At 63.7% G+C, this 21,260-nt stretch carries 25 protein-coding genes and 1 tRNA gene; 16 read left to right on the top strand and 10 right to left on the bottom strand.

What is annotated here, in order from left to right; translation table 11 throughout:
• Positions 1 to 45 precede the first annotated feature (45 nt).
• Positions 46 to 759 (top strand): hypothetical protein, encoded by a 714-nt coding sequence (locus AC5P9N_RS13065; RefSeq protein WP_099485186.1) that lies wholly within the window; start codon positions 46 to 48, stop codon positions 757 to 759.
• Between the two features lie 197 nt (positions 760 to 956).
• On the opposite strand, the gene AC5P9N_RS13060 is transcribed toward AC5P9N_RS13065, so the two are convergent.
• Positions 957 to 1,292 (bottom strand): hypothetical protein, encoded by a 336-nt coding sequence (locus AC5P9N_RS13060; RefSeq protein WP_099485187.1) that lies wholly within the window; start codon positions 1,290 to 1,292, stop codon positions 957 to 959.
• The gene (locus AC5P9N_RS13055; protein WP_158230127.1) at positions 1,289 to 1,444 is read right to left on the bottom strand and encodes a hypothetical protein; all 156 of its coding nucleotides are present in this window, start codon (positions 1,442 to 1,444) and stop codon (positions 1,289 to 1,291) included. Before AC5P9N_RS13055 ends, AC5P9N_RS13060 begins: the two co-directional genes overlap by 4 nt.
• 149 nt (positions 1,445 to 1,593) lie before the next feature.
• On the opposite strand from AC5P9N_RS13055, the gene AC5P9N_RS13050 reads away from it, so the two are divergent.
• The 3 genes from AC5P9N_RS13050 to AC5P9N_RS13040 all read left to right on the top strand — a co-directional run bounded on the left by AC5P9N_RS13050 (position 1,594) and on the right by AC5P9N_RS13040 (position 3,255).
• Complete coding sequence (locus AC5P9N_RS13050; protein WP_099485188.1) at positions 1,594 to 1,890, top strand: hypothetical protein; 297 nt, start codon at positions 1,594 to 1,596, stop codon at positions 1,888 to 1,890.
• Entirely contained in the window at positions 1,890 to 2,561 is a 672-nt protein-coding gene (locus tag AC5P9N_RS13045; protein WP_099485189.1) for a hypothetical protein, read from the top strand. Before AC5P9N_RS13050 ends, AC5P9N_RS13045 begins: the two co-directional genes overlap by 1 nt.
• 118 nt (positions 2,562 to 2,679) lie before the next feature.
• Positions 2,680 to 3,255, top strand: coding sequence for a hypothetical protein (locus tag AC5P9N_RS13040; RefSeq protein ID WP_099485190.1), 576 nt, complete (start codon positions 2,680 to 2,682; stop codon positions 3,253 to 3,255).
• Between the two features lie 124 nt (positions 3,256 to 3,379).
• Here AC5P9N_RS13040 and AC5P9N_RS13035 read toward each other — a convergent pair whose 3' ends face one another.
• The gene (locus tag AC5P9N_RS13035) at positions 3,380 to 3,904 is read right to left on the bottom strand and encodes a DUF1993 domain-containing protein (protein ID WP_099485191.1); all 525 of its coding nucleotides are present in this window, start codon (positions 3,902 to 3,904) and stop codon (positions 3,380 to 3,382) included.
• Between the two features lie 295 nt (positions 3,905 to 4,199).
• Complete coding sequence (locus tag AC5P9N_RS13030) at positions 4,200 to 5,552, bottom strand: aspartyl protease family protein (RefSeq protein ID WP_076738975.1); 1,353 nt, start codon at positions 5,550 to 5,552, stop codon at positions 4,200 to 4,202.
• Positions 5,553 to 5,777: 225 nt separating this feature from the next.
• Between AC5P9N_RS13030 and AC5P9N_RS13025 the strand changes: the two genes are divergently transcribed.
• The 3 genes from AC5P9N_RS13025 (at position 5,778) to AC5P9N_RS13015 (ending at position 7,337) form a co-directional block, all read left to right on the top strand.
• Entirely contained in the window at positions 5,778 to 6,443 is a 666-nt protein-coding gene (locus AC5P9N_RS13025) for a hypothetical protein (protein WP_099485192.1), read from the top strand.
• Between the two features lie 130 nt (positions 6,444 to 6,573).
• The gene (locus AC5P9N_RS13020; RefSeq protein WP_076739013.1) at positions 6,574 to 7,002 is read left to right on the top strand and encodes a BLUF domain-containing protein; all 429 of its coding nucleotides are present in this window, start codon (positions 6,574 to 6,576) and stop codon (positions 7,000 to 7,002) included.
• Between the two features lie 80 nt (positions 7,003 to 7,082).
• Positions 7,083 to 7,337, top strand: coding sequence for a hypothetical protein (locus AC5P9N_RS13015; RefSeq protein WP_224481848.1), 255 nt, complete (start codon positions 7,083 to 7,085; stop codon positions 7,335 to 7,337).
• A 33-nt stretch (positions 7,338 to 7,370) separates the two neighbouring features.
• On the opposite strand, the gene AC5P9N_RS13010 is transcribed toward AC5P9N_RS13015, so the two are convergent.
• Together AC5P9N_RS13010 and AC5P9N_RS13005 are read right to left on the bottom strand one after the other, a co-directional pair.
• On the bottom strand, positions 7,371 to 7,496 hold the full coding sequence (locus AC5P9N_RS13010) for a hypothetical protein (protein WP_258014503.1): 126 nt from the start codon (positions 7,494 to 7,496) through the stop codon (positions 7,371 to 7,373).
• 1,373 nt (positions 7,497 to 8,869) lie between these two features.
• Positions 8,870 to 9,058 carry a hypothetical protein gene (locus tag AC5P9N_RS13005; protein ID WP_076738979.1) on the bottom strand — a complete coding sequence of 63 codons (189 nt, stop codon included), beginning with the start codon at positions 9,056 to 9,058 and terminating at the stop codon, positions 8,870 to 8,872.
• Positions 9,059 to 9,290: 232 nt separating this feature from the next.
• Here AC5P9N_RS13005 and AC5P9N_RS13000 point away from each other — a divergent pair.
• The 3 genes from AC5P9N_RS13000 to AC5P9N_RS12990 all read left to right on the top strand — a co-directional run bounded on the left by AC5P9N_RS13000 (position 9,291) and on the right by AC5P9N_RS12990 (position 10,768).
• Positions 9,291 to 9,394, top strand: a tRNA-Ser gene (locus AC5P9N_RS13000).
• A 253-nt stretch (positions 9,395 to 9,647) separates the two neighbouring features.
• A complete protein-coding gene (locus tag AC5P9N_RS12995; RefSeq protein ID WP_099485193.1) occupies positions 9,648 to 10,130 on the top strand; it encodes a hypothetical protein in 483 nt (160 codons plus the stop codon).
• 173 nt (positions 10,131 to 10,303) lie between these two features.
• Positions 10,304 to 10,768 (top strand): GNAT family N-acetyltransferase, encoded by a 465-nt coding sequence (locus AC5P9N_RS12990; protein WP_099485194.1) that lies wholly within the window; start codon positions 10,304 to 10,306, stop codon positions 10,766 to 10,768.
• A gap of 7 nt (positions 10,769 to 10,775) precedes the next feature.
• Here AC5P9N_RS12990 and AC5P9N_RS12985 read toward each other — a convergent pair whose 3' ends face one another.
• Entirely contained in the window at positions 10,776 to 11,336 is a 561-nt protein-coding gene (locus tag AC5P9N_RS12985; protein ID WP_099485195.1) for a GNAT family N-acetyltransferase, read from the bottom strand.
• Positions 11,337 to 11,482: 146 nt separating this feature from the next.
• Between AC5P9N_RS12985 and AC5P9N_RS12980 the strand changes: the two genes are divergently transcribed.
• The gene (locus AC5P9N_RS12980) at positions 11,483 to 12,376 is read left to right on the top strand and encodes an AraC family transcriptional regulator (protein ID WP_164212624.1); all 894 of its coding nucleotides are present in this window, start codon (positions 11,483 to 11,485) and stop codon (positions 12,374 to 12,376) included.
• Here the strand turns inward: AC5P9N_RS12980 and AC5P9N_RS12975 are convergent.
• Positions 12,324 to 13,154 (bottom strand): universal stress protein, encoded by an 831-nt coding sequence (locus AC5P9N_RS12975; RefSeq protein ID WP_099485196.1) that lies wholly within the window; start codon positions 13,152 to 13,154, stop codon positions 12,324 to 12,326. The two genes, AC5P9N_RS12980 and AC5P9N_RS12975, sit on opposite strands and share 53 nt — an antisense overlap.
• A 172-nt stretch (positions 13,155 to 13,326) precedes the next feature.
• Between AC5P9N_RS12975 and AC5P9N_RS12970 the strand changes: the two genes are divergently transcribed.
• Positions 13,327 to 13,893 (top strand): TetR/AcrR family transcriptional regulator, encoded by a 567-nt coding sequence (locus AC5P9N_RS12970; protein WP_005409404.1) that lies wholly within the window; start codon positions 13,327 to 13,329, stop codon positions 13,891 to 13,893.
• Positions 13,894 to 13,923: 30 nt separating this feature from the next.
• On the opposite strand, the gene AC5P9N_RS12965 is transcribed toward AC5P9N_RS12970, so the two are convergent.
• Both AC5P9N_RS12965 and AC5P9N_RS12960 read right to left on the bottom strand, forming a co-directional pair.
• Positions 13,924 to 14,283 carry a response regulator gene (locus AC5P9N_RS12965; protein ID WP_012480014.1) on the bottom strand — a complete coding sequence of 120 codons (360 nt, stop codon included), beginning with the start codon at positions 14,281 to 14,283 and terminating at the stop codon, positions 13,924 to 13,926.
• Positions 14,273 to 15,436: a two-component system sensor histidine kinase NtrB gene (locus AC5P9N_RS12960; protein ID WP_414488997.1), complete on the bottom strand. Its 1,164-nt coding sequence runs from the start codon at positions 15,434 to 15,436 to the stop codon at positions 14,273 to 14,275. Before AC5P9N_RS12960 ends, AC5P9N_RS12965 begins: the two co-directional genes overlap by 11 nt.
• 151 nt (positions 15,437 to 15,587) lie before the next feature.
• Between AC5P9N_RS12960 and AC5P9N_RS12955 the strand changes: the two genes are divergently transcribed.
• The 4 genes from AC5P9N_RS12955 to AC5P9N_RS12940 are packed head-to-tail and all read left to right on the top strand — an operon-like array spanning position 15,588 to position 21,215.
• A complete protein-coding gene (locus AC5P9N_RS12955; RefSeq protein WP_012480016.1) occupies positions 15,588 to 18,689 on the top strand; it encodes a hybrid sensor histidine kinase/response regulator in 3,102 nt (1,033 codons plus the stop codon).
• Positions 18,686 to 19,510, top strand: coding sequence for a CheR family methyltransferase (locus AC5P9N_RS12950; RefSeq protein ID WP_005409408.1), 825 nt, complete (start codon positions 18,686 to 18,688; stop codon positions 19,508 to 19,510). Before AC5P9N_RS12955 ends, AC5P9N_RS12950 begins: the two co-directional genes overlap by 4 nt.
• Complete coding sequence (locus tag AC5P9N_RS12945) at positions 19,510 to 20,085, top strand: chemotaxis protein CheB (RefSeq protein WP_005409409.1); 576 nt, start codon at positions 19,510 to 19,512, stop codon at positions 20,083 to 20,085. The genes AC5P9N_RS12950 and AC5P9N_RS12945 overlap by 1 nt, the downstream gene beginning before the upstream one ends.
• Entirely contained in the window at positions 20,082 to 21,215 is a 1,134-nt protein-coding gene (locus AC5P9N_RS12940; RefSeq protein WP_099485198.1) for a hybrid sensor histidine kinase/response regulator, read from the top strand. The genes AC5P9N_RS12945 and AC5P9N_RS12940 overlap by 4 nt, the downstream gene beginning before the upstream one ends.
• Positions 21,216 to 21,260 lie beyond the last annotated feature (45 nt).

Here is a 21,260-nt window from a genome sequence, read left to right as displayed (position 1 = left end):
AGACATTGGACCCGAGCGGCAAGGACGCTCAAGCCGGGCGACGCAATGAACTGCGCGCTGGTGACGTTGCGTACTGGTGCAGCGGTGAGCAGCTGGTCAGCCATGGAGGTCACTCCTAAGGCGATTTTGCCGTGGCAGAATCTGCCTCAACTGGGAGGATCTATGACCATTGAGTTCTGTCCGCTTGAGGCGGACTGGGGAAACATCGCTGACTGGGCTGCCGTGCTCGTGGCGGCGTTTGGCGCTGGAGCGGTCCTCTACTTGACCAAGGCGGCGAACAGAACGGCAAATGCGTCCTATCGGCTGGCACACGAGCTTAAGGTTCGCGATGAGCGGCTCCGATTGAGAGAAGCGGCAGTACTCGCTGCACTTCTGTTTCCCGAAGTGGCAGACGCAGCAGCCCATTTTGCGAAGACATCTAATACGCTTCGCAAGGAGGGCGCGCGTGCATGGGCGGTCCGAACGGAAGATAATCTGGCACTGCTGCAAAACTGGGCAGCTGGTCCTGGACTCGAGCGACTCGGTAGGGAGAGCGGACGACTCCACGTTTTTCCAAGGAAGCTCGGAGAGGCGATTGCCATGGGCTTGGGAAGAACCTACACCGCAAGCGCCGCTGCCGAAGCGTTGGCGAAGGCAAACAATCCAGAGGAGCAGCAGCGCGTTTTCGACAGCCTCGAGCGAAATGTCTCGGGTGCAGCTACCTGCTTCCGGGATGCACTGAAGCTGCTGGATGAGGTGATGAGTACTGAAATTGCATAGGCTTGAGAGCCGCCCGTGCTTAAGCGATTGCATGCCTGGCACTGGGTCTAAGAATGGCTTCGAGAAATGCAACGTCGGTTCTCCCCCCGTAGAAGGGCAGAGCCAAGTGATGGGATCGGCCTGCGCGGGCGCCGGGCCGACGGGCGGGGTGATGGGCGGGATGCAGACGGCCATGGTGGCGAAGAAGTCGTGGTCGGTCACCGCCGGCCGCCTTTAACGCGAATGCTCGGCTGGCCGGCGACTTCGACGGACGGGCAGAACATGCGGTACTTCCCGGTTTTCAGGTTCTTCGTGCGCACATTGATCGAAGCCCACGGCCTTCCGTTGACGCTCATGTGCAGGTGGACAGTGGTGCTAACGATCAACGCCTCGCGTTCGACCGGTGCGTGGCCATAGCGCTGCGAGCGAACGATGCAGCGCGCACCCGGCGGGTATGCGTCCCAGCCGGCGTCAAACGCGTCCATCGCCGCGCCTTCCAGTGCCGACAGATGAGTATCCAGAGTCGGGCGATCTTCGCGGTACTGGCGGCTCATGCGACACCGCCTTTGACGCGGGCGAGAGCGGCATCGAGTTCCGCAGTGCGGGCGTGAATGATCGACTCCGGTCCACGCATGTGCTGCATCGACACGCGTGCTGCCTGCGCAGCTTCGATCAGATCGGTAATCGCGGCTGCGGCTTCGCGCATCCCCAAGCGCCGGTATGCGCACTGAGTACAGCGACGGAAACTGGCGTGTTTACGACCAGAACGGGCGCCTACGTATGCGATGGGGCGTTGTGCCTTGATCAACCAAGAAGGGCTGGGAACCCGGCCCTCCGCAACCGACAGGAGGCGGCATGCAGATTGTGATGGAAGTGAACGATGATAACGGCAATCGGCTATGGGACCTCGCCAGCCGGTTGGGCCTGCTGTGCGGCGTGGCGTGGTCGGATGCAACGCCCGGCAATGGCTTTGCTGCCAATCTGCCGCCAGGGGAGTTCTTCTACATTCCCATCATTCCTTCTGACTCGCTGGGCTACGTTCCCGTGGTCGGCTACGTGAATGGTCGGGTGTACTGGGCACTGAACAAAAATGGCAGCGGTCAGTTCGTCGGCACTATCAAGCCGGTCAAGTTCTACCACGGAGTGCGATGATGGCAAAGGCAGCGGTGGAGATTCTGAGAGACGCTGGGACCATGCTGATTAGCGAGGACACCCCGTCGCTCGTACTGAAGCAGAAAATACGCATCGACGTGTCTCCGGTGATCTACCCCGGCAACAACCCAGGAGGCAACTGGAAGTATGCGGAGATGGTGATCAATGCCGAGGCTCCGATGGTGGCATTCATCGGTGACCCGTATCCGTTCTTCCCTCAGCTTCAGGAGATCGGTCCGAATCAGTTCCGGCTGACGCTGTGGACGAATACGCCCGCGCGCCTGCAAGGCTGGGCGTACGTGTTTGATCGCCCCGCCAACGAGGATGCGCAGTATCTGGCATTGTCGGATGCGAACGGCAGCCTGACGTATGCGCTGGGCGCAAAGCCCATGCGGATCATCGGTGTAGGCGGCGTCTTTCCCAATGGCGGTATGGAAGAGGATAGGTTCCCTGACTTCGCCGGCAAGACTGTCGCCGGGGTGATCTGCGCGCCGGCCACCAGTACGTTCCAGAACAGCTTCACCGTGATGGGGATCGGCAACGGGCAGGGCGTTAGCGGGAAGCACGGCCTGTTCGGTAACGCCATCACCATCCCGAAAATCGGGACTGGCGGCTCGCCAAACCAGACCGTAGTCGGGATCGTGATGGCAGTGGATGCAACGAACTACTGACCGATTGCACCTGACCGAGGTGCCGCTGCGATTCGGGTGACACAGCGAAGTTTTCCGCTATGGGAACTAGGTCATGTCGCGCGCTTGCAAGCCCAGCTAGGATGGTCCGGCGAGCAAGATGCTCGCGATTGAAGAAATGGAGATGTCCGTGAAAGCATGTCTTTTGGGAATTTCGTTGCTTCTGGCAGCCGGAACCGCAGCCTCGGCGCCTGCTAGCCAATCCGATATGTCCGCCGCGGCAAACGCAGCAGTTCAGATGGACCCGACGCTGGCCGTGCCGCCCGGGGTGACATTGATGGAGGTCGTCCGCATCTACAGGCCGAACCTTGGCTCACACATGAGCGTCAACTGGGATTACGGTAGCTTCTTGCAAGAAGGGTGGCACATTGAGGGAACGTTGGGGTTCATCTCCTTGACTCCCTTTGAGAACAGCTTGCCGATCCGCGAATGTGTCTCGCATACTCCCTGGGACACCTTCAGTAGCACCGACGTGAACTGTGAGGGGCAGCCGATGCTCCCATACTCGCATCTGCGGGGCTACATCTCGCAAGCCCAGTTGCCAGGTACTGTTCCCCTGTACCGCTGTCGCCATCTCTGGGAGGGGAAGTCGCGGCATTTTGATACCCTTCGCGCGGATTGCGACGGGGCGCCTGGCGCTATCCTTGACGGTCCTTTGGGTTACGTCTTCATGTGATCCCCTGCTGCCCAGCCATGGCTGGGCAGTTCAAGGTACGGGCAATCGCAGATTCTCGCCGTTGTTCCGCGGCGACGTGTTGACCGTGCGACTGACGCGGGAGGCCTCCATCACCGGCGGCTAGCTAGTCGTCCTTTCGTATCCACGCGAACATGTGGGGCACATAGTCTGCCTTCCCCAGGGGGATGCCGTTGTGGCGTAGGATGCAGTAGGCGGTTATCAGGTGGAAGTAGAACTGAGGTGTTGCCCAGTTCGCTGCGTACTCCTCGCCCTTCATATCGAAGGCGAGGCCATCGGCTAGTTCGATCGCAACATGACGCGACGCGCCGGCATCGATCTCTTCCGCTTCACTGGTGGTCAAGTACTCCAGCGTTTGGTCTATGAGCGCACGTGCTTCGTCCATGTCGCTCGGCGGCTGGAGTGTCGGCAGGTGCTTGCCACCGAGACGGCTGATCACTTCACGGGCTTGGGTGCATACGAACTGAATCTGCTTGGCAAGGGGGTGCATATCTGGCGCCAATCGCGCTAACAGCAAGTTGCCCGGATCATATCCGAGGGTCTTGGCGTGGGCCTCGGCCTTTTCCAGTTGACCTCGGAGGGCGCGGAGCATCTGTGCTGAGCCACAAACGTTCAGTTGATGAATGGACATCGGGCTACCTTGTTTGCTGGAAACCTAGGCGGAATCGCTGGACCTTAGCAATTCGACGATCTTCTTGGCTCGGATGCATCGGGTTCACTGGACAGAACGGGCATAGAACATACATTTTTGGCTGACTTGAGGGGTGGCCAGACATCCCTGCATGGGTCTAGCGTTTTTGGTTCGGCGCGGCGCTTGGGGCCGCAGGCCGCTCGACCGGGGCGCGTGAGGAGCGGCTCGCCGACAAAGAGTCGAACCAGGCTCGACCCTGCGATTTTGGCAAATTGACGATTTCGTCCAGCGCCGATCAGTCGCCGGTGGGCGGCGCGGCAACTGGCTTCGGTGGCAACAGCGGTGGTGCTTCGGCAACGGCAACTGGGCAACCGTAGGTGCCAGCAACGTCCATGTACAGGCTGTAACGCTGGGTTGAAGCAAAACCCAAGCGCCATTCGGGATTGAACAACGGCCTGGGCCCAGGTGAAAGGCCTAGGTCCATCGGGAGGTTCAGAACTTCGTCGCCAATCATCACCGGCGTGGTTGCTTCCACGTACTGGATATCTTCGCTGCCTTCGGTGGTGATCACGTTCTTGCGCCGTATAGCAGCTGCCGGTGGGCGCGCGGGCAGCGTTCCGCGCGCCTGGAAGCCACCGTTGAATCCGGTATCCACCTTGACCAGCACATTCTGCTTGCCGGCACGGATCGGATAGCGGACGTCATACGCATCGCCCCACAGCGAGGATAGTGTCGCCATCCGTCGCGCGCATGGCACCGGGCTGGCAGCGGCCTGGATCACAAGGGCGTTTTGGTTGATACGCACCCGTCCAAGCGCGCGCAACACGTCCAGGCCGATGCGCGGTAGATCGTCCTTGCCCAGCACTGCAAAGGAGACATCGCGCACCAGAACACTTCCGATGTCCAGAGTCACCGGCGACGCCAGCGCATACACCGCCCCAGCCTTTCCATCGGCAACCATGAAACCTTCGGTGAGTTCCAGCCCGAGTTCGGCTGCCAGCGTGCGCCCGATGCGCGAATGCGCTGCGCCACTGTCCACGTGTACGCGCAGCTCGCGCTCACCGGCCTTAGTGCGAATCTTCAGGCTGAGTGTAGGCAGTTCGTTTTGCAATTGGATGGGAACATGGATATCGCTTGGAGGTGTTTGTGCCGCCAAGGCAGTGCGTGGCCAGGCTGTGAAGCGCTCGAAATGCGGCTCGCTGATGCCCGCTAGGTGGATGTCGCCCGCTTGCTGTTTGAGCATTGGGCGGATATCGCGGTCCAGCAGCGTTCGAACTTGGATCATCTGCGTCGCCCATCCGGCAATATCGCCCTGGATGAGTAAGTTGCCTGCCAAGGAGGCCGCACATAGGTACTCGATACCTTTTACCTGTTCGCGGGGCTCGTTGGCCACCGCCTGAAGACATTGCTCGGCGGCCTTGCTGGAGCGGTCGATTTCGCCGCGGACACGGTAGAAGCCTGTCTGGCCAAGCAGCCCCTTAGCGCCCTGCGTCTTGCCCATCGCCTGCAGCGCGCCCAGTTCAGCACGGCGTACGCTGCGGGTATAGCCGTAGGGATCGCTCAGTTCACCCTCGGGTGTGTCGGCTGTCGCAGCTGAAGCCACTGCCGTAACGAATAATGCACTCACGCCCCACCAGCGTCGATTCATTGAGGTTGCTCCCTTCTACCCGGTTGGAACCTAGCATGGCGGCCATCACGACTTCCATCGCCGCCGCTCGACCCCTGAACGACGGTATATGGGTTGCCTCGTGGATCAGCAAGGATGGTCCGGGCGGGCCGTTCCGCTGGTGCAGCAGCTACGCAGCGCCGCGCCGGTTCAGATCCAGTGGGCAGTGCTCCAGCCATAGTCTCGGCTTGCCAATGGACGCGCCCCATGAGCATCCTCAATGTTCTGATCAGCCGTGACCAGCTTGTCATTGCAGTAGATACGCTTGCGGAGGATGCGCTTACCGGTGCCCACTCTGCTGGTGCCAAGATGCTCCTGATACCGCAGCACAACGTGCTGCTGGCGGCGAGAGGTGCGGCCCAGTTTTTCCTGAAGATCTACGAGCTGGTCCTGCAGGCTAGCTTCCGTGCGGATTTCTCCATTGAGAAGCTGTCCGCCGAGATGGGATCAGTAATGGACCAGCTGTGGCTGAACTACGAGAGGGCGGCGGCGGAGGCTGACCTACCAATCGAACAACTGGGGACCGAGATCATCCTGGCCGGTTGGTCGTCGGGAAGTGGCCGGATGATGGCCACTGCCTATGCCAAGAGCAACAGTCGGCGCGCAACCACGGTCCAGCCGATTGGTGGCCATTTCGCATCACCTGGTGATCCACTTAAAGGTGTCGCGCCCAGCATGCTGCAGTCCGATCTGATGACGGCTGGGCGGCTCCAGGCCAACTACCTCAACGAGCAGATGGGCCGGCAGGTCGCTGGTGGCCGTCTGCTAATCGGGTTCCTTCAGCAGGGCCAGGCGGTCGTGAAGGACCTAGGGCCGATCTGGCGATTAGGGGCAGGAAGCTGGACGAATCGGTCACACAAGGCCGGAGAGTAGTCCGGCCGGCCGTGCCCGGGGCGTGTAGGCCAGCGGGAACCAAACTGTGACGGCATCCCATGGGTCAGCACGCGTCGTGAACATGTGTAGGCATAGGCTTCACAGTCTCTAGAGGATGACGGAGCCGGCCGTGCCAAATCGAGCGGTGGTATTTGTGAGTGAGGCGATGCCAGGGCTCGACAGTGCTCACCTTGTAGGGCTGATGGCGGACGCGAGGCGGTTCAACCGGGATGCAGGGGTCACTGGCGTGACCCTCTTCGATGGCAGCCGCTTCTTGGCGTACATGGAAGGCCCGCCAGATGGCTTAGATGTGGCCTTCTCCAGAGCCGCGGGCTCAACCAGCCACATTGAACTGATCGAGCTGGCCAGGGGGCGGGTGGGGCAGCGTCGGCTTCCATACTGGCCGATGCGTTTGGTCCCCGTATCGCCTGGAGAACTTTTGATGTTGGTTCGTGCTGACTGGATCGGCTTCCTCCAGCGCGGAGCCGAGCGCACGCCGCCAGCGACAGCCATGGAGATGCTGGGTGCGCTGGTCGAACCATTCGCCGAGGCTGCCTGAGCAAGGACGTTCCGGCGGCCAGCATCAGTCAGGGCAAACGCTATGCCGAGCGGTGGTGTGCGGCCAGGCTCTACCCGGAGATGCGCCTGCGCGCGGCTGTGGCGCGGCTGACTGACACCACGCCGATCCAGCCGGCACCCCCACCACCTGGCCTGCCGCCGACCCGCGAGCAGCAGCAACAGGCCCGGCGCCTGGCCGAGGCCGGAGCGAAGGAGGTCGAGCGGATCAAGGCGGCACTGGCGCCACGCAAGCCGCCGGCCGATACCAAGCCTAGGGCGAAGGATCCGATGAAGGCTTGGGTGACGGCAGGGCGGCGAACGCAAGGGCAGCCCTAAAAGGTAGCGCCCGGATAGACCGGGCGCTATGCATCAGAACAGGCTCAGCTGATGCGGGTAAGAGCGCCAGTGCTGGCAAACATGCTCCAGGCTGCCGAAGCGAATCCTGGTGTAAGCACGCACGCGCACGCTCTTGGGCTTGGCTGCAATGCAGTCCATGGCCAAAGTCCTCTAAGGGGCTTTGGAGGCGATATTTGCCCGCAGCCTAAAACGGGTGTTACAGTCCGCCCGTCTTTAAGAGACAGCTGCAGGTGGCAGAGGGACGCTCCACTGCCATGCCAGAGCCCGATAGCGTTGCCGCGCTATTGGGCTTTTTTTGGGGCCAGTTGACATGACTGTCAGCAAGAGCCAACATCATCCGCTCGGCCGAAATCTATGTTGTTCGGGGATGGCGGGTGAGCACCATTTGCATCCTCCATACCGAGTCAGCCCCTTCGGTTCGGGTCAGGTCCATCACCTGCGTTACTCCTCCTCTGACGCGGTTGCACCCGCGTCAGAGGGTTCAAATTTGATATCGCGACGCGCCGGTGCGTCGATGTAATTGCGACCACGTTCCGATAGCACGTACCGTCCGTCTGCTTGCAAGTCCAAAAAGCCGTACTTGGTTCGATAGGCGTACAAGAACGTGCTAAGTGAAGCGCGATTCATTTTGATACCGCGTCGCTCAGTGAACGCGAACGTTGTATCTGATGTGGCTGGGGCGCGCAGAAAGCGCAGGAGCTCAATTGCCTGTGCCGAGACTTGACGCTTCGGCAACACGAAATCGCCACTTTCGGACCTATGGACGCTTTCCCCTTTAAGTGGGTTCAGCATCGTTGGTCCTGGTGGTGGAGCAAAAAAGAAACTGGGCAGCGCAGCTCGCCCAACGAACGGCCCTGGCGGTGGCAGTGGCGGTGGCGGGACGAGTGTAGACGCCGTCGACCCGGACTGTACGGATGGATCAGTCTCAGCAGTAGGCAGCTTTGGAAGCGGCGGAGTCCCTGGATAAATCGGAGGGGAGTAGGTAGCTAGCGAGGGCGGCGCGGCAACTCGCGTCCGAACTTCCTCGCTTTCAACGGTGTACCAGTCCCCGCTGTCCAATCCCTTTAGCTTCCGTTCCAAGGCTGCATCGACATCGTCCGGTTCAGCATCAGCCAACCCCTCCAGCGCCGCGATGCGCCCGCGGCAAGCCGCGATCCGCTTCTCATACTCGGAAATCTTCGCGCGCTCCATAGCGATGGCAGCGGCATAGGGGTTGTTGAGACTGTCCATGATGCGAACTGTACCGCCCAGCTCAGCCAAATGGAAGCGTGATTCGGGATTCGGTCACGATTTCGCATGTGACCTTGGTTCTCGTCGCACTTTTATTAAATAAAATCAACAGCATACAAATTCATTTTGATGATTTGAATCATCTGACGTGGGGTGTCCGGTGATCTGGGGTGATCTGGGATGACCCACAATGAAGTCGCATAAGCTGAGATTCCCGCCGCCACGACTCGATTCGGTTATTCTTCGTTCATTAGATAGTTGGCCCAAGCTGCCATCAGGGATCACCGCTTTTCGAGCATAGTTCCCCTTTTATAGGCGGCCTTCGCCTTGTCGCGAATCCGATGGGCGAGTGCGGCTTCCGACAGGTCGTCGGGGAAGTCGGTGGTCTCGCTGGACCAGTCCTTGAACGTCGATCTGAACCCATGGACGGTAACGTGGCGATAGCCCATACGTTTCAGTAGGGCGAGCATGGCGTTTTCGCTTAGAGGCTCATTGCTGACATCGTGGTGAACAGAAGACGGAATTCTGTGTCGGCCTGGTCAAAATGGCTTCAGGCTTACTCTCGAGCCTCTGTCGCAGGACGAGTTGGACCGACCCATGCTGATCATCGTAGGGTCCGATGAGCGCTAACTGAGGGACGCCCGCAAGGCCTGGGTGTGGGTAGGGCTACAACAGCTGCGGCGGGGTGTTTGAGCGAAGCTGGACCCAAGCCGGTCCCAGCAGTCTTGCAAGTCATTGATTTAACGCGCGGTGGAAGCCCCCTCCTAAGGGGAAGGTCGCCCGTTCGAATCGGGCCGGGGTCACCAGAATCAGTCACTTGCGACGATTGGTGATCGAGTGGCGCTCCTTGTTCCACGGCACCTTCCAGTGCTTTGGTCGCAGTGGTCACAATGGCCAGTCAACAGGCGGCGCTCGCCACGAAGCCGTCTTCCCCTTCAGGCATCGGGTGCGCAGAAGGGCCCAGACTGTCGAGCCTGTCATATTTGCCCGTATACCTGCGGGGTAGACTCGGTTGGCACGCATGAGGCGTGCACTACGCCAATACCGAGGACGATAGTCATGTTGAAGGGATTGAAACCTCTCACCGCTGCTGCCGTGTGCCTGCTCGGCCTGTCCGCCTTTGCCCAGAGCGCTGCTGCGGCACAATGGGTAGACAGCGGCCGCACCGCGTATGTAAAGACCAGTTTCTTCGGCAGTTTCGCCTACCACACCTGCGACTCCAGCGGTGCGCAGATCCAGGGGTACCCGGGTAGCTGCGGCAGCGATGCCGGCAGTGGCTGGACGTCCAACTACACGGCTTCCAGTGACCTTGCCAACAGTCAGCTCATGGCCTGCAGCCACAATCCGTTCCAGCTCGGCTCGGCCTGCTACGGCCTGGCGTATGCGATCAATGGCCAAGCGTACGCTGGCGGGCTGCCTGCCGCCTGCAATCTCGGCGCGCGCGCGGTGGTCACCGCGTCCAGCATGGAAACCGTCGAGATCCAATACGAAGAGCTCGACGTGGACACCATCGAATCGGCACGCGAGTACGTCTGCCGGTAAAGCGCCGACAGGTCGCCGCCGTCGAGTGCGGCGGCTTCCTGCATGGGACATCCGTCCCACGCACTGTTACCGCAGCCCAGTTCGCGCAAGCACGTCCGCTGCAAGCGCCTGCTCATCACCCTCCAATCCAGGCAGTGACCGCGGCGGGTTGACGGGACCACACAGGCATCCTCATGCCCGCACAGTTGCAGCCGGTTCAACCTCGGCATTACCCGCGTATCGCTGGCTGGCTCGATTCGGTTGCAGCGACGCAACGCTGGGCTGGCCCGGGCGTTGCGTTTCCTCTGCTGCCTGAGGCATTCGCACGGGCTCTTGAACTGGCCGAGCGCCCGGGTTGGGTGCTTTTGGACGGGGAGGGTGCGTGCATGGGGTTCGGCCAGTACTGGTTGACCGCGCCCGGCACTGCCCACCTGGGCCGCATCATTGTCTCGCCGCAGGCGCGTGGGCGCGGCCTGGGACGGGTGCTGATGCAGTTGTTGTGTGCCGAGGCCCTGCGGTCGCCGGATGTGCAGCGCCTGAGCCTGCGTGTCTATCGTGACAACGTCGCAGCATTGGCGCTCTACCGCGATTTCGGCTTCCAGCCGGTGGAAGATGCCTCGACGCCGGAACTGTTCTTCATGCAGCGCAGCGACGGCTGAGCCGTGATCATGTGGGCAGTGGTACGGTCTGCTGCGCCTGCCATTCCCTGGCGGTGATGCGGCTGATGTGTTCGGTGCGGTAGTCGGCGAGAAAGCGGTTGAACTGGTTGACCTCGGTGTGGTGATGCCGGAAACCGCATTTGGCCTGCGCGCTCATCGATTGCAGGTTGTCGGCGAAGTAGCCGCACCACAACGCATCCAGCTGCAGATCCAGGAAGGCATGCCGCATCACCTCACGTACAGCTTCGGGTACCAGGCCACGACCCCAGTACGGTACGCCGATCCAGTAGGCGATCTCTCCCTCGCGCTCGCCCAAGCTGAAGTTGCTGTCTGCACCGATCAGGATGCCGACGCATCCGATGGCACGCCCGTTCTCGCGGCTCTGCAGGGCGTAGACCTCCGGTCGATTGAACACGGTGCGGATGATGTCGGCACTCTCCTCTACGCTGGCATGCGGTGGCCAACCGGCGATGGGCCCCACGCGCGGGTCGCGGGCGTACTCGTACAGATCGGCGGCGTCACTGTCGCGCCAGGGGCGCAGGATCAAGCGTTGGGTGGCCAGTTGCATGGCGGGTCCGTCGGTGGAAAGAGAGTGCACAGGCTAGGTTTCGACGGGCAGGGAGCACAGGGCGGGACCTTGATGGTTTCGGTACTTTTCACAACTTCTTCGTTCGGGCGGATATGCTCTGCCGCGATATCCCAGTGGATCGGCCCATGGATCGCATTCCCCAGCTTCTGGAACAGGACGAATCCATGCGCCTTGAAGTCAGTACGCTGGCTGAAGGCTTGGGTGTTCCGCTGTCGTTCGGGCACGCCTATCTGACGGTGCTGGTGTGCGTGTCCGGGCGTGCGCGGTTCGCACTGAACTTCCGCGAAGTGGCGGTGCAGCGGCACGACGTACTGGTGCTGGCGGAGGATACGCTGGCGCTGCTGCGGCAGCGTTCGCGCGGCTTCCTTGCGGTGGCCTGCCTGGTGCCGAAAGCGCTGGCCTCGGAGGTGGCCTATGTGCTGCCCAATGCACTGTTCAAGTTCCTGCACGAGCACCCTCATTGTGTACCGTCACCGCTGGAGGTGCCGCTGCTGCAGGGTTGGCTGCAGCAGTTGATGGATGCCCAGCACAACGGTGGCCGCCATCGCCACGTGATGCTGCGCAACCTGCTGCAGACCTTTTTCCTGAAGTTCGCCACATTGCTCCCGGCATACTACGAGGCGGCGCCGCAGGTCGGCCGGCGCGAGCGCCTGGCCTGGAGCTTCTGGGAGCTGGTCGGACAGCGCAGCACGCGCCAACGCGACGTGCAGTCCTACGCCGAGGCGCTGTGCATTACCCCGTTCTATCTCTCGCAGGTGGCCCGGGAATGCTTCGGCGAAACGCCGAAGGCGTTGATCGACCGCCAGGTGGTGCTGGAGATCAAGGCGCTGCTGAGCTACAGCGAACTGCCGATCGGACGCATCGCCGAACGCCTGTGTTTCGAGGACGCGTCCTACCTGTGTCGCTATTTCCGGCGGCACACCGGCCAATCGCTGACCGGCTACCGCCGGGCGGGGCAGGGCGGTATCAGTGCGATACGAACAAGGGCGCCGGTACTTCGGCGAGCAGATCCTCGGTGACCCCGCCGAGCACGCGTTCGACCACGCGACTGCGGCTGTAGGGCCCCAGCACCAGCAGATCGGCTTTGGCATCAAGTACATGCTGGCGAATGGTGGCAGCTACGCCCCCTTGGCTGGAGCTGATCGCCTGTATCTCCACTTCAACGCCGTGCCGCGCCAGATGCTGGGCCATTTGAGCGCCGGGTGCCGCTTCAGCCTTGGGCGTGTCGACCATCAGCAGGTGCACGGCCTGCGCGCGGGCCAGCAGAGGCAGGGCATCTGTCACCGCACGACGGGCCTGCTTGCTGGCATTCCAGGCCACCACGATACGCCGGCCGACCTGCTCGCCCTTCCAGTGCGGCGGCACCAGCAGCATCGGTACCCCGGTCTGGCGAAGCGTGCCCAGTGGATGCCAGCCGGAGGGCGCGCCTGGTGTGTGCGGATAGCCGGCGATGATCAGGTCGCAGTACAGCGACTGCAGCGCTAGGTCGGCGCCACCCAGGTAGTCCGAGACGATGCGCAGTTCGGTGCTGATCTGCAGCGGCTCGGACACGGCACGCAGGTTCTGCATCAGCTGTGCGGTGCAGGCGGCATCCGCGCGGGCCTCGTGGTCCAGCGCGGCGGCGATGCCGGCACCGCGCGCGAAGCCGTTGGCGATGTCGGTGGGATGCAGGGCCGTGGAGACTGCGACCAGATGCGCCTGCTGGGCCTGCGCCAAGTCGGCGGCGATGTTGAGAACGCGGTGCCCGGTGTCGCTGGCGTCGAACAGCACGGCGATATCGCGGAGTGGGTGCAGCATGGCGTTGTCTCCCTCGATGCCTGTGACGCGTTCCCTGCCGTGCACCGACCCGGGTGCACCGGACGCACCCCTGTTGTAGCGCATTCGTGATTCGTGTGAATCATATTTGATTCAGTTTATTAATTGACGATTCATGCTAGCGTGAGGGCCAGCCCACACCCCATCGCTTTTCATGCGACCTGCCGCAGCACGTACACGACGCGACCTGCCCCATGCGCTGGCGGCCACCCTGGTCAGCCATCCACGCTGCACCCTCAGCGAACTCGCGCGCGGGGCGGGCATCAGCCGCGCGACCCTGTACCGGTTTGCGCCTACCCGGGAGGCGATCGACGAGGCCCTGTTCGCAGCCGGTTTCGAGCGCGTGGAAGCGGCGGCGGCCTGGTTCGACCAGGGCGGTGATGCACGCCACGTGCTGGAGCAGGTCACCGCCACGCTGCTGGCGGACTGGGAGCTGGTGACGCTGCTGTTCGCACGGATGATGGAAGAACAGCAGCGCCTGGGCGACCTGCACCTGCTGCCGGAGCGCTGGGCGCCGATCGGCGAACGTTTCGAGGCCTTCTTCCTGCGGGGTCAGGCGGCCGGAGAGTTCAACGTCGGTTTCACCGCGGTATGGCTCGCGGACTTCTACTGGAGCTGTTTCTACGGCATCACCTGGTCACTGGCACGCGGTCGGCTGGCGCCGGCAGCGGCAGCCTCTACGCTGCTGGCATCGTTCCAGCGCGGGGCGATGATGGGTTGACCGCAGGGGTTTCCTGCGGGGCGCCGTGGCTTACGCCTGCCTGAGCAGCTGCACCAGCTGGCGCAGGCGATAGGGCTTGGGCAGGAACTCCACCTGCTCGGGCAGCGGCGGCAGCTGCGAACGGGCATAGCCGGACGAGAGGATCATCCGTGCCTGCGGCTGTTCGCGTGCCACATGCTCGCTCAGCTCGATGCCGGACATGCCGTTGGGCATGCTGACGTCGCTGAACACCACGTCGAAACGTGCTTCGCCCTTGAGCAGTTCCGCCGCCTCGTGGCCATCGGCGGTCGTGGCCACATCGATGCCGAGTTCGCGCAGGGCCAGGCCGATCATTTCACGCAGATCGGTCTGGTCTTCCACCATCAGTACGCGGATCGGGTCATCGGTCATCGGCAGGGTCCTCCATTGCGGGTAGCAGCAGGCTGACCGTGGTGCCGACACCGGGCGTGGTGGACACGTCGACGAAGCCGCCGCTCTGGGTAGTGAATCCGAACACCTGGCTCAGGCCCAGGCCGCTGCCTTTGCCGATGTCCTTGGTGGTGAAGAAGGGCTCGGTGGCCCGTTCGGCGATGTCGGCCGCCATCCCGTGGCCTTCATCGCAGACGCTGAGGGTGACATAGCCACGTTGCAGCGTGGAGTCCGCGTCCGGGTCGAGGCGATGCTCCAGCGCGGTGCCGATCAGGATGCGACCGCCTTCAAGGGTAGCATCGGCGGCATTGGCGACCAGATTGGCCAGCGCCGTCTGCAGCTGCGCCGCATCGGTGTTGACCGCAGGCAGGCCGGGTGCCAGCTGGGCATCCAGCATCACCGTGGACGGGCAGGCGCGTTGCAGGTCCGGCAGCCACTGCTGTATCAACACGTTGATATCCAGTGGTTCGCGGATCAGGGTCTGGCCAGTGCTGAACGCCAGCAGCTGGCGGGTCAGCAGCGCACCACGATCGGTCGCGCTCTGCGCGGCATCGAGCAGCTCGGCGGCGCGCGCATCGTCACCGCCAAGGCGCAGGGACAGCAGGTCCAGTGCGTTGCCGATGGTGGTCAGCAGGTTGTTGAACTCATGCGACAGGCCGCGGCTGAGTCGGCCGACGGCCTCGAACTGTTGGGTATTGCGCAGCGCTCGTTGGGCATCACGCAGCAGGCGCTGTGCCTGCCACTGCTCGGTGATGTCGCGGGTGATCTTGACGTAGCCGAGCAGCTCACCCGCTTCAATCACCGGCTCGATGACAACACTGGCACGGAACGACGAGCCATCGCGGCGTACCCGCCAGCCCTCATTGGCAACGTGGCCATGCTGCGCTGCATGGCGGAGCAGGCGTTGCGGTTCTCCTGCCTCGCGGTCGGCGGCCAGGTAGAAGCGACCAAAGTGGGTGCCCACCACTTCATCGGCTGAATAGCCCTTGATGCGCTCCGCACCCGGGTTCCAGCTGCAGACGATGCCATCCGGATCAAGCAGGTACAGCGCATGGTCGCGCACGCTGTCGATCAGCAGTCGCAGTTGGCGGGAAGGGTCCGTCAGCACGGACGTCGTAGAGGCGGCAGCGTCCACGTAAAAATAAGTGTTACCCCTGTGAGGGACGTGAAGCTAGGCATTCAAGTGTGAAGGAGGCGTGGAGGCGGGACACGTGCCATTTGTCCTGTGCGGCTGAATACGACACGGAGTACCATCACCCACCCTTTTTGTTCTGGAACCGACCTGCATGCGTCCTGGTGCGACTACGCGTGACCGCTGGATCTGGATGACGTCCGCCGTGCTGCTGGCTGCGACCATCGCATTGGAGCTGGTGGTACCGCTCGGTTATGCGGTATGGCTGGCGTATTTCCTGGCCGTGGGCGTCACGGTGTTCCAGCGCAGTGCGCGCGCGCCGTTCATCGTGGCTGTGCTCGCCTGCGTCCTGCTGGTCATCGGTTTCAACATCGCCCCGGCCAGCTCGAACTCGGCGTTCTCGCTGGTCAACCGAAGCATCGGTGGTTGTGCGTTCCTGATGATCGCGCTGATCGTCTCCCGCGCGATCCAGGCACGCCGGGACGCAATGCGGGCGTTGTGGCTGCAGGAGGCCGAGAACGCGGTAGCGATGAGCCTGCGCGGCGACCTCGGCCCGGAGCAGATTGCCGAGGCGGCAGCCACCAGCCTGGGCGCGCAACTGGAGGCCGACGTCGGCGCCGTGTACCGGCTGGAAGGCGGACGACTGCAGCTGACCGGCGGCCTGGCGTTGCCGTCCGGCATGCCGGCGTCGCTGGCATTGCAGGAGGGCGTGGCCGGGCAGGTGGCGCGGGATGAGTGCATCCGTCACCTGGAGGGCAGCGACGACGCCGTACTTGAACTGCAGACCAGCCTGGGGCGGTTGCCGGTGCGCGAGCGCATCCTGGCGCCGATCAGCAGTGACGGCACCGTGGTAGGCATCGTCGAGCTGGGACGCGCCCGGGCGGGTGCGCAGCGCGACCTGGATCGCGAGCTGCTGGAGCGCTGCGCCGAGACCATCGGCATGGCGCTGCGTGCATCGCTGCTGCGCGCACAACTGGTGGTGCTGCTGGAGGAATCGCAGCGCCAGGGCGAGGAGCTGCAGGCCCAGCAGGAAGAGCTGCGCGTGGCCAATGAGGAACTGGAAGAGCAGAGCCGCAGCCTGCTGCAGTCGCAGAGCCATCTGGAAGAACAGCAGGCCGAGCTGGAACAGAGCAACGTCCAGCTGGAAGAGCGGACCCACGAGCTGGAGGCGCAGAAGCAGGCACTGCTGGTCGCGCAGAGCCAGCTGGTGCGCAACAGCAACGAACTGGCCGCGACATCGCGCTACAAGTCCGAGTTCCTGGCCAACATGTCGCACGAACTGCGCACGCCGCTGAACAGCTCGCTGATCCTGGCCAAGCTGCTGGCCGACAACAAGGACGGCACGCTCACCGAAGAACAGGTGAAGTATGCGCGTGCGATCCTGTCGTCCAACAACGATCTGCTGGCGCTGATCAACGACATCCTGGACCTGTCGCGCATCGAGGCCGGCCACGTCGAGCTGGCCGATGAAGTGGTGGTGACCGACAGCGTGCTGCAGCGCCTGCGCGAGACTTTCGAGCCGATGGCGCGGCAGAAGGGCCTGGCCCTGCAGATCGAGGCCGATGCGCTGGCGCCGAGCCAGCTGGTGGTCGACAGCCAGCGCCTGCAGCAGATCCTGAAGAACCTGCTGGCCAATGCGGTGAAGTTCACCGAGCATGGAAAGGTCAGCCTGCACGTGCGCGCGGCCGGCCAGGGGCGCATCCGTTTCGAGGTCTGCGACAGCGGTATCGGCATTGCCCGCGAGCAGCTGCAGGTCATCTTCGAAGCCTTCCGCCAGGCCGATGGCAGCACCCGTCGCCGCTACGGTGGCACCGGCCTGGGGCTGTCGATCTCGCGCGATCTGGCCGAGCGCATGGGCGGCAGCATCCAGGTTGACAGCGAACCGGGCCGTGGCAGCTGCTTCATTCTGGAACTGCCGTTGCAGGGCGCGCCCGCGTCGAGCGCCGCGGATATCGCCGCAGCCCCCGTGGCCTCGCCGGTCGCGGCCGCTGTGCCGGCGATGCAGGTGCCAGCAAGGGCTCCGGTGGCGCCGACGACGACGGTGCCCAGCGTGGCCGACGACCGCGGTCGTCGCCAGCACCCGGGCCGCCTGATCCTGGCCGTCGAGGACGACGCTACGTTCGCCGAAGCGCTGGTGGCCCTGGCCCATGAACTGGATTTCGACTGCGTGGTGGCCGGGACGGCCGAAGAGGCGCTGGCCCTGGCCGGCGAACTGCGACCGAACGGCATCCTGCTCGATATCGGCCTGCCGGACGTGTCCGGCCTGAGCGTGCTGGAGCGCCTGAAGCGCAACCCCGATACCCGCCATATTCCTGTGCACGTGGTCTCGGCAACGGACCGCAGCCAGGTGGCGCGCGAGCTCGGCGCGATCGGGTTCGCGATCAAGCCGACCACGCGCGAGCGCCTGGTGAGCGCCATCGAGCAGCTGGAACAGACCAGCCAGCGCGACGTGCGGCGCCTGCTGATCGTCGAGGACGACAGCGAGCTGCGCCACAACCTGGAACTGCTGCTGGGCCGTGATCAGCTGCAGATCGTCGCCGTGGGAACGCTTGCTGGCGCGCTGGAGCAGCTCAGCACGGTCACCTTTGATTGCATGGTGATGGACCTGTCACTGCCTGACGGCAGCGGCTACGACCTGCTCGAACACATGGCCGGCAACGATGACGTCGGCTTCCCGCCGGTGATCGTCTATACCGGCCGCGCGCTCGGTCGCGAGGAAGAACAGCGCCTGCGCCGCTATTCCAAGAGCATCATCATCAAGGGCGCGCGTTCGCCCGAGCGCCTGCTGGATGAAGTCACCCTGTTCCTGCACAGCGTGGAAGCCAGCCTGCCCACCGACCAGCAGCGCCTGCTGCGCGAGGCGCGCCGTCGCGACACCGTGCTCGATGGACGCACCGTACTGCTGGCCGAGGACGACGTGCGCAACATCTTTGCGCTGTCCAGCGTGCTCGAGCCGCTGGGTGTGACGCTGGAGATCGCGCGCAATGGGCAGGAGGCAGTGGACCGCCTGGCCGAGCGCGAAGTCGACCTGGTGCTGATGGACATCATGATGCCGGAGAAGGATGGCCTGGCCGCGATGCGCGAGATCCGCGCGCAGCGTCACCTGCAGGACCTGCCGATCATCGCGCTGACTGCCAAGGCCATGCCGGACGACCGTGAGCGTTGCCTGCAGGCGGGCGCCAACGATTACATCGCCAAGCCCATCGACGTCGACAAGCTGGTCTCGCTGTGCCGGGTCTGGTGTTCGCGGCAATGAACGAACAGGCGCTGTTCGACCTCGAACTGAAGGTCCTGCTGGAGGCGCTGTACCAGCGCTACCACTACGATTTCCGCAGCTATGCGGTGTCGTCGCTGCGCCGACGCATGCGCCAGGCGATGCAGCGCTATGAGTGCGAGCGGCTGGTCGACCTGCAGTACCGGCTGCTGCACGAGCCGGACCTGTTCGCCCAGGCCATGCAGTTCTTCACCGTGCAGGTCTCGGAGATGTTCCGTGACCCTGCGTATTTCCGTGAGCTGCGCGAGCAGGTGGTGCCAGTGCTGCGTACCTATCCCTCGGTGAAGCTGTGGGTGGCCGGCTGCAGCACGGGCGAGGAAGTGTGGTCGCTGGCGATCCTGCTGCATGAGGAAGGCCTGCTCGAGCGCAGCATCGTCTATGCCACCGACATCAATCCGGCCGCACTGGCCACCGCCGAGGCGGGCGCCTATGGCATCGACCGGATGGCCCAGTTCAGCCGCAACTACCTGGCCGCCGGTGGCACCGCGTCGCTGTCGGACTACTACGCTACCGCCTACGATGGTGCGGTGTTCGACCGCCAACTGCGCCGCAACGTGGTGTTCGCCGACCACAGCCTGGCCACCGATACCGTGTTCTCCGAAGTGCACCTGGTGTCGTGCCGCAACGTGCTGATCTATTTCAACCGCGACCTGCAGGATCGTGCCGTCGGCCTGTTCCGCGAAGCGCTGGTGCACCGGGGCTTCCTTGGCCTGGGCAGCAAGGAGTCGCTGCAGTTCGGGTGCCACCACGATGCCTTCGAGGTCTGTTCGCGAGAGCACCGCCTGTACCGGAAGGTGGCCTGATGACGCTGCCGGTGCGTCCGGCCGTGCTGGTGATCGGCGCGTCCGCCGGTGGCGTGGCGGCCCTGCAGGCGGTGCTCGGTGCACTGCCGGCGAAGCTGCCGGTACCGGTACTGGCCGTGCTGCACCTGCCGCGTGACCGTACCAGCCGCATCGCCGAGGTGCTGGCGCCGTACTGCGCGTTGCCGGTGCGCGAAGCCGAAGACAAGCAGCCGTTGCAGCCGGGCACGGTGACGTTCGCGCCGCCGGATTACCACCTGCTGGTGGAGGACGAGGGGGCGGTGGCGTTGTCGGTGGATGCACCGGTGCTGTTTTCCCGTCCGGCCATCGATCCGCTGTTCGACTCCGCTGCGGCGGTGTTCGGCGCGCAGGTATTGGCCCTGCTGCTGACCGGTGCCAGCAGTGATGGCAGCGAGGGCGTTGCCGCCGTGCGCCGTGCCGGTGGCCATGCCTGGCTGCAATGTCCCGAGGAAGCCGAGGCGTCGATGATGCCCGCTTCCGCCCTGCAGTACGCCGGCGCCGATGCCGTGCTGCCCCTTGAACTGATGTGTCGCCGCCTGAAGGAGTTGTTTGCATGAACCTGTTGCCACCGGAACCTGCGCAGTCGCGGACCCCGGTCAACCTGCTGATCGTCGATGACGTGCCGCAGAACCTGGTAGCCATGCAGGCCCTGCTGCAGCGCGAAGGGGTCAACCTGCTGCTGGCCGGCTCGGGCGCGCAGGCGTTGGAGCTGCTGCTCGAGCACGAGGTGGCATTGGCCCTGCTTGACGTGCACATGCCGGAGATCGATGGCTTCACCCTGGCCGAACTGATGCGCGGTTCGCATCGCAGCCGCGACGTGCCGATCATCTTCCTGACCGCCTCTCCGGATGATCCCCTGCGCGTGTTCAAGGGCTACGAAAGCGGTGCGGTCGATTTCCTGCACAAGCCGGTGGCGCCGCAGGTGATCCTGAGCAAGGTCAACGTCTTCATCGAGCTGTACCAGCAGCGGCAGCTGCTGAAGGCGCGCAACGAGGCACTGGAGCGCGCGCTGAAGCTCAACGAGACGATGGCTGCCGTTTTGACCCACGACCTGCGCACGCCGTTGTCGGCGATCCTGCTGTGCACCGACAAGCTGGCGCTGGAGCTTCCGGAAGACAACGCAGGCGCGCAGCAGACCCTGCAGTACCTGGAAGCCAGCACCCTGCGGATGGCGCGGATGGTCGAGCAGCTGCTGGATTTCTCGCGGATCCGCAGCGGTGGCCTGAGGCTGGAGGCAAGTGCCTGCGATCTGGCCGACGTGACGCGCGCGGTAGTCGCCGAGGCGGGCAGCGCGCATGGGGCGGACCGGATCCACCTGGACCTGCAGGGAGACACGCGGCTGCAGGGCGATCTGGATCGCCTTGGCCAGGTCGCCGCCAACCTGGTCGGCAATGCGCTGACCCATGGCAGCGAGGCGAGGGTGCAGGTGGATGGGCGCGACCCGCGCGGCGTATTGCTGCGGGTCAGCAACGCCGGCCGGATCGATGACGCGCTGTTGCCGCGACTGTTCGAACCGTTCAAGGCCAGCTTCCACCAGAGCAAGGGCCTGGGCCTGGGCCTGTACATCGTCGATCAGTTCGTCCGCGCGCACGGCGGGCGCATTGCGGCCCGCAACGAAGCGGGCCAGGTGGTGTTCGAGGCAATGCTGCCACGACGCTGCGACGGCACGGTCTTGGCGGCAACCTAAGCGCTTCAGCCAGCATCCCGGCGGACTGAGACGGACTGGTCCGCA

The organism is Stenotrophomonas sp. YJH_SMC_6 (assembly GCF_059371335.1).
Note: the sequence above shows the minus strand (reverse complement) of the source record. Positions and strands in the feature narration are given on the sequence as shown.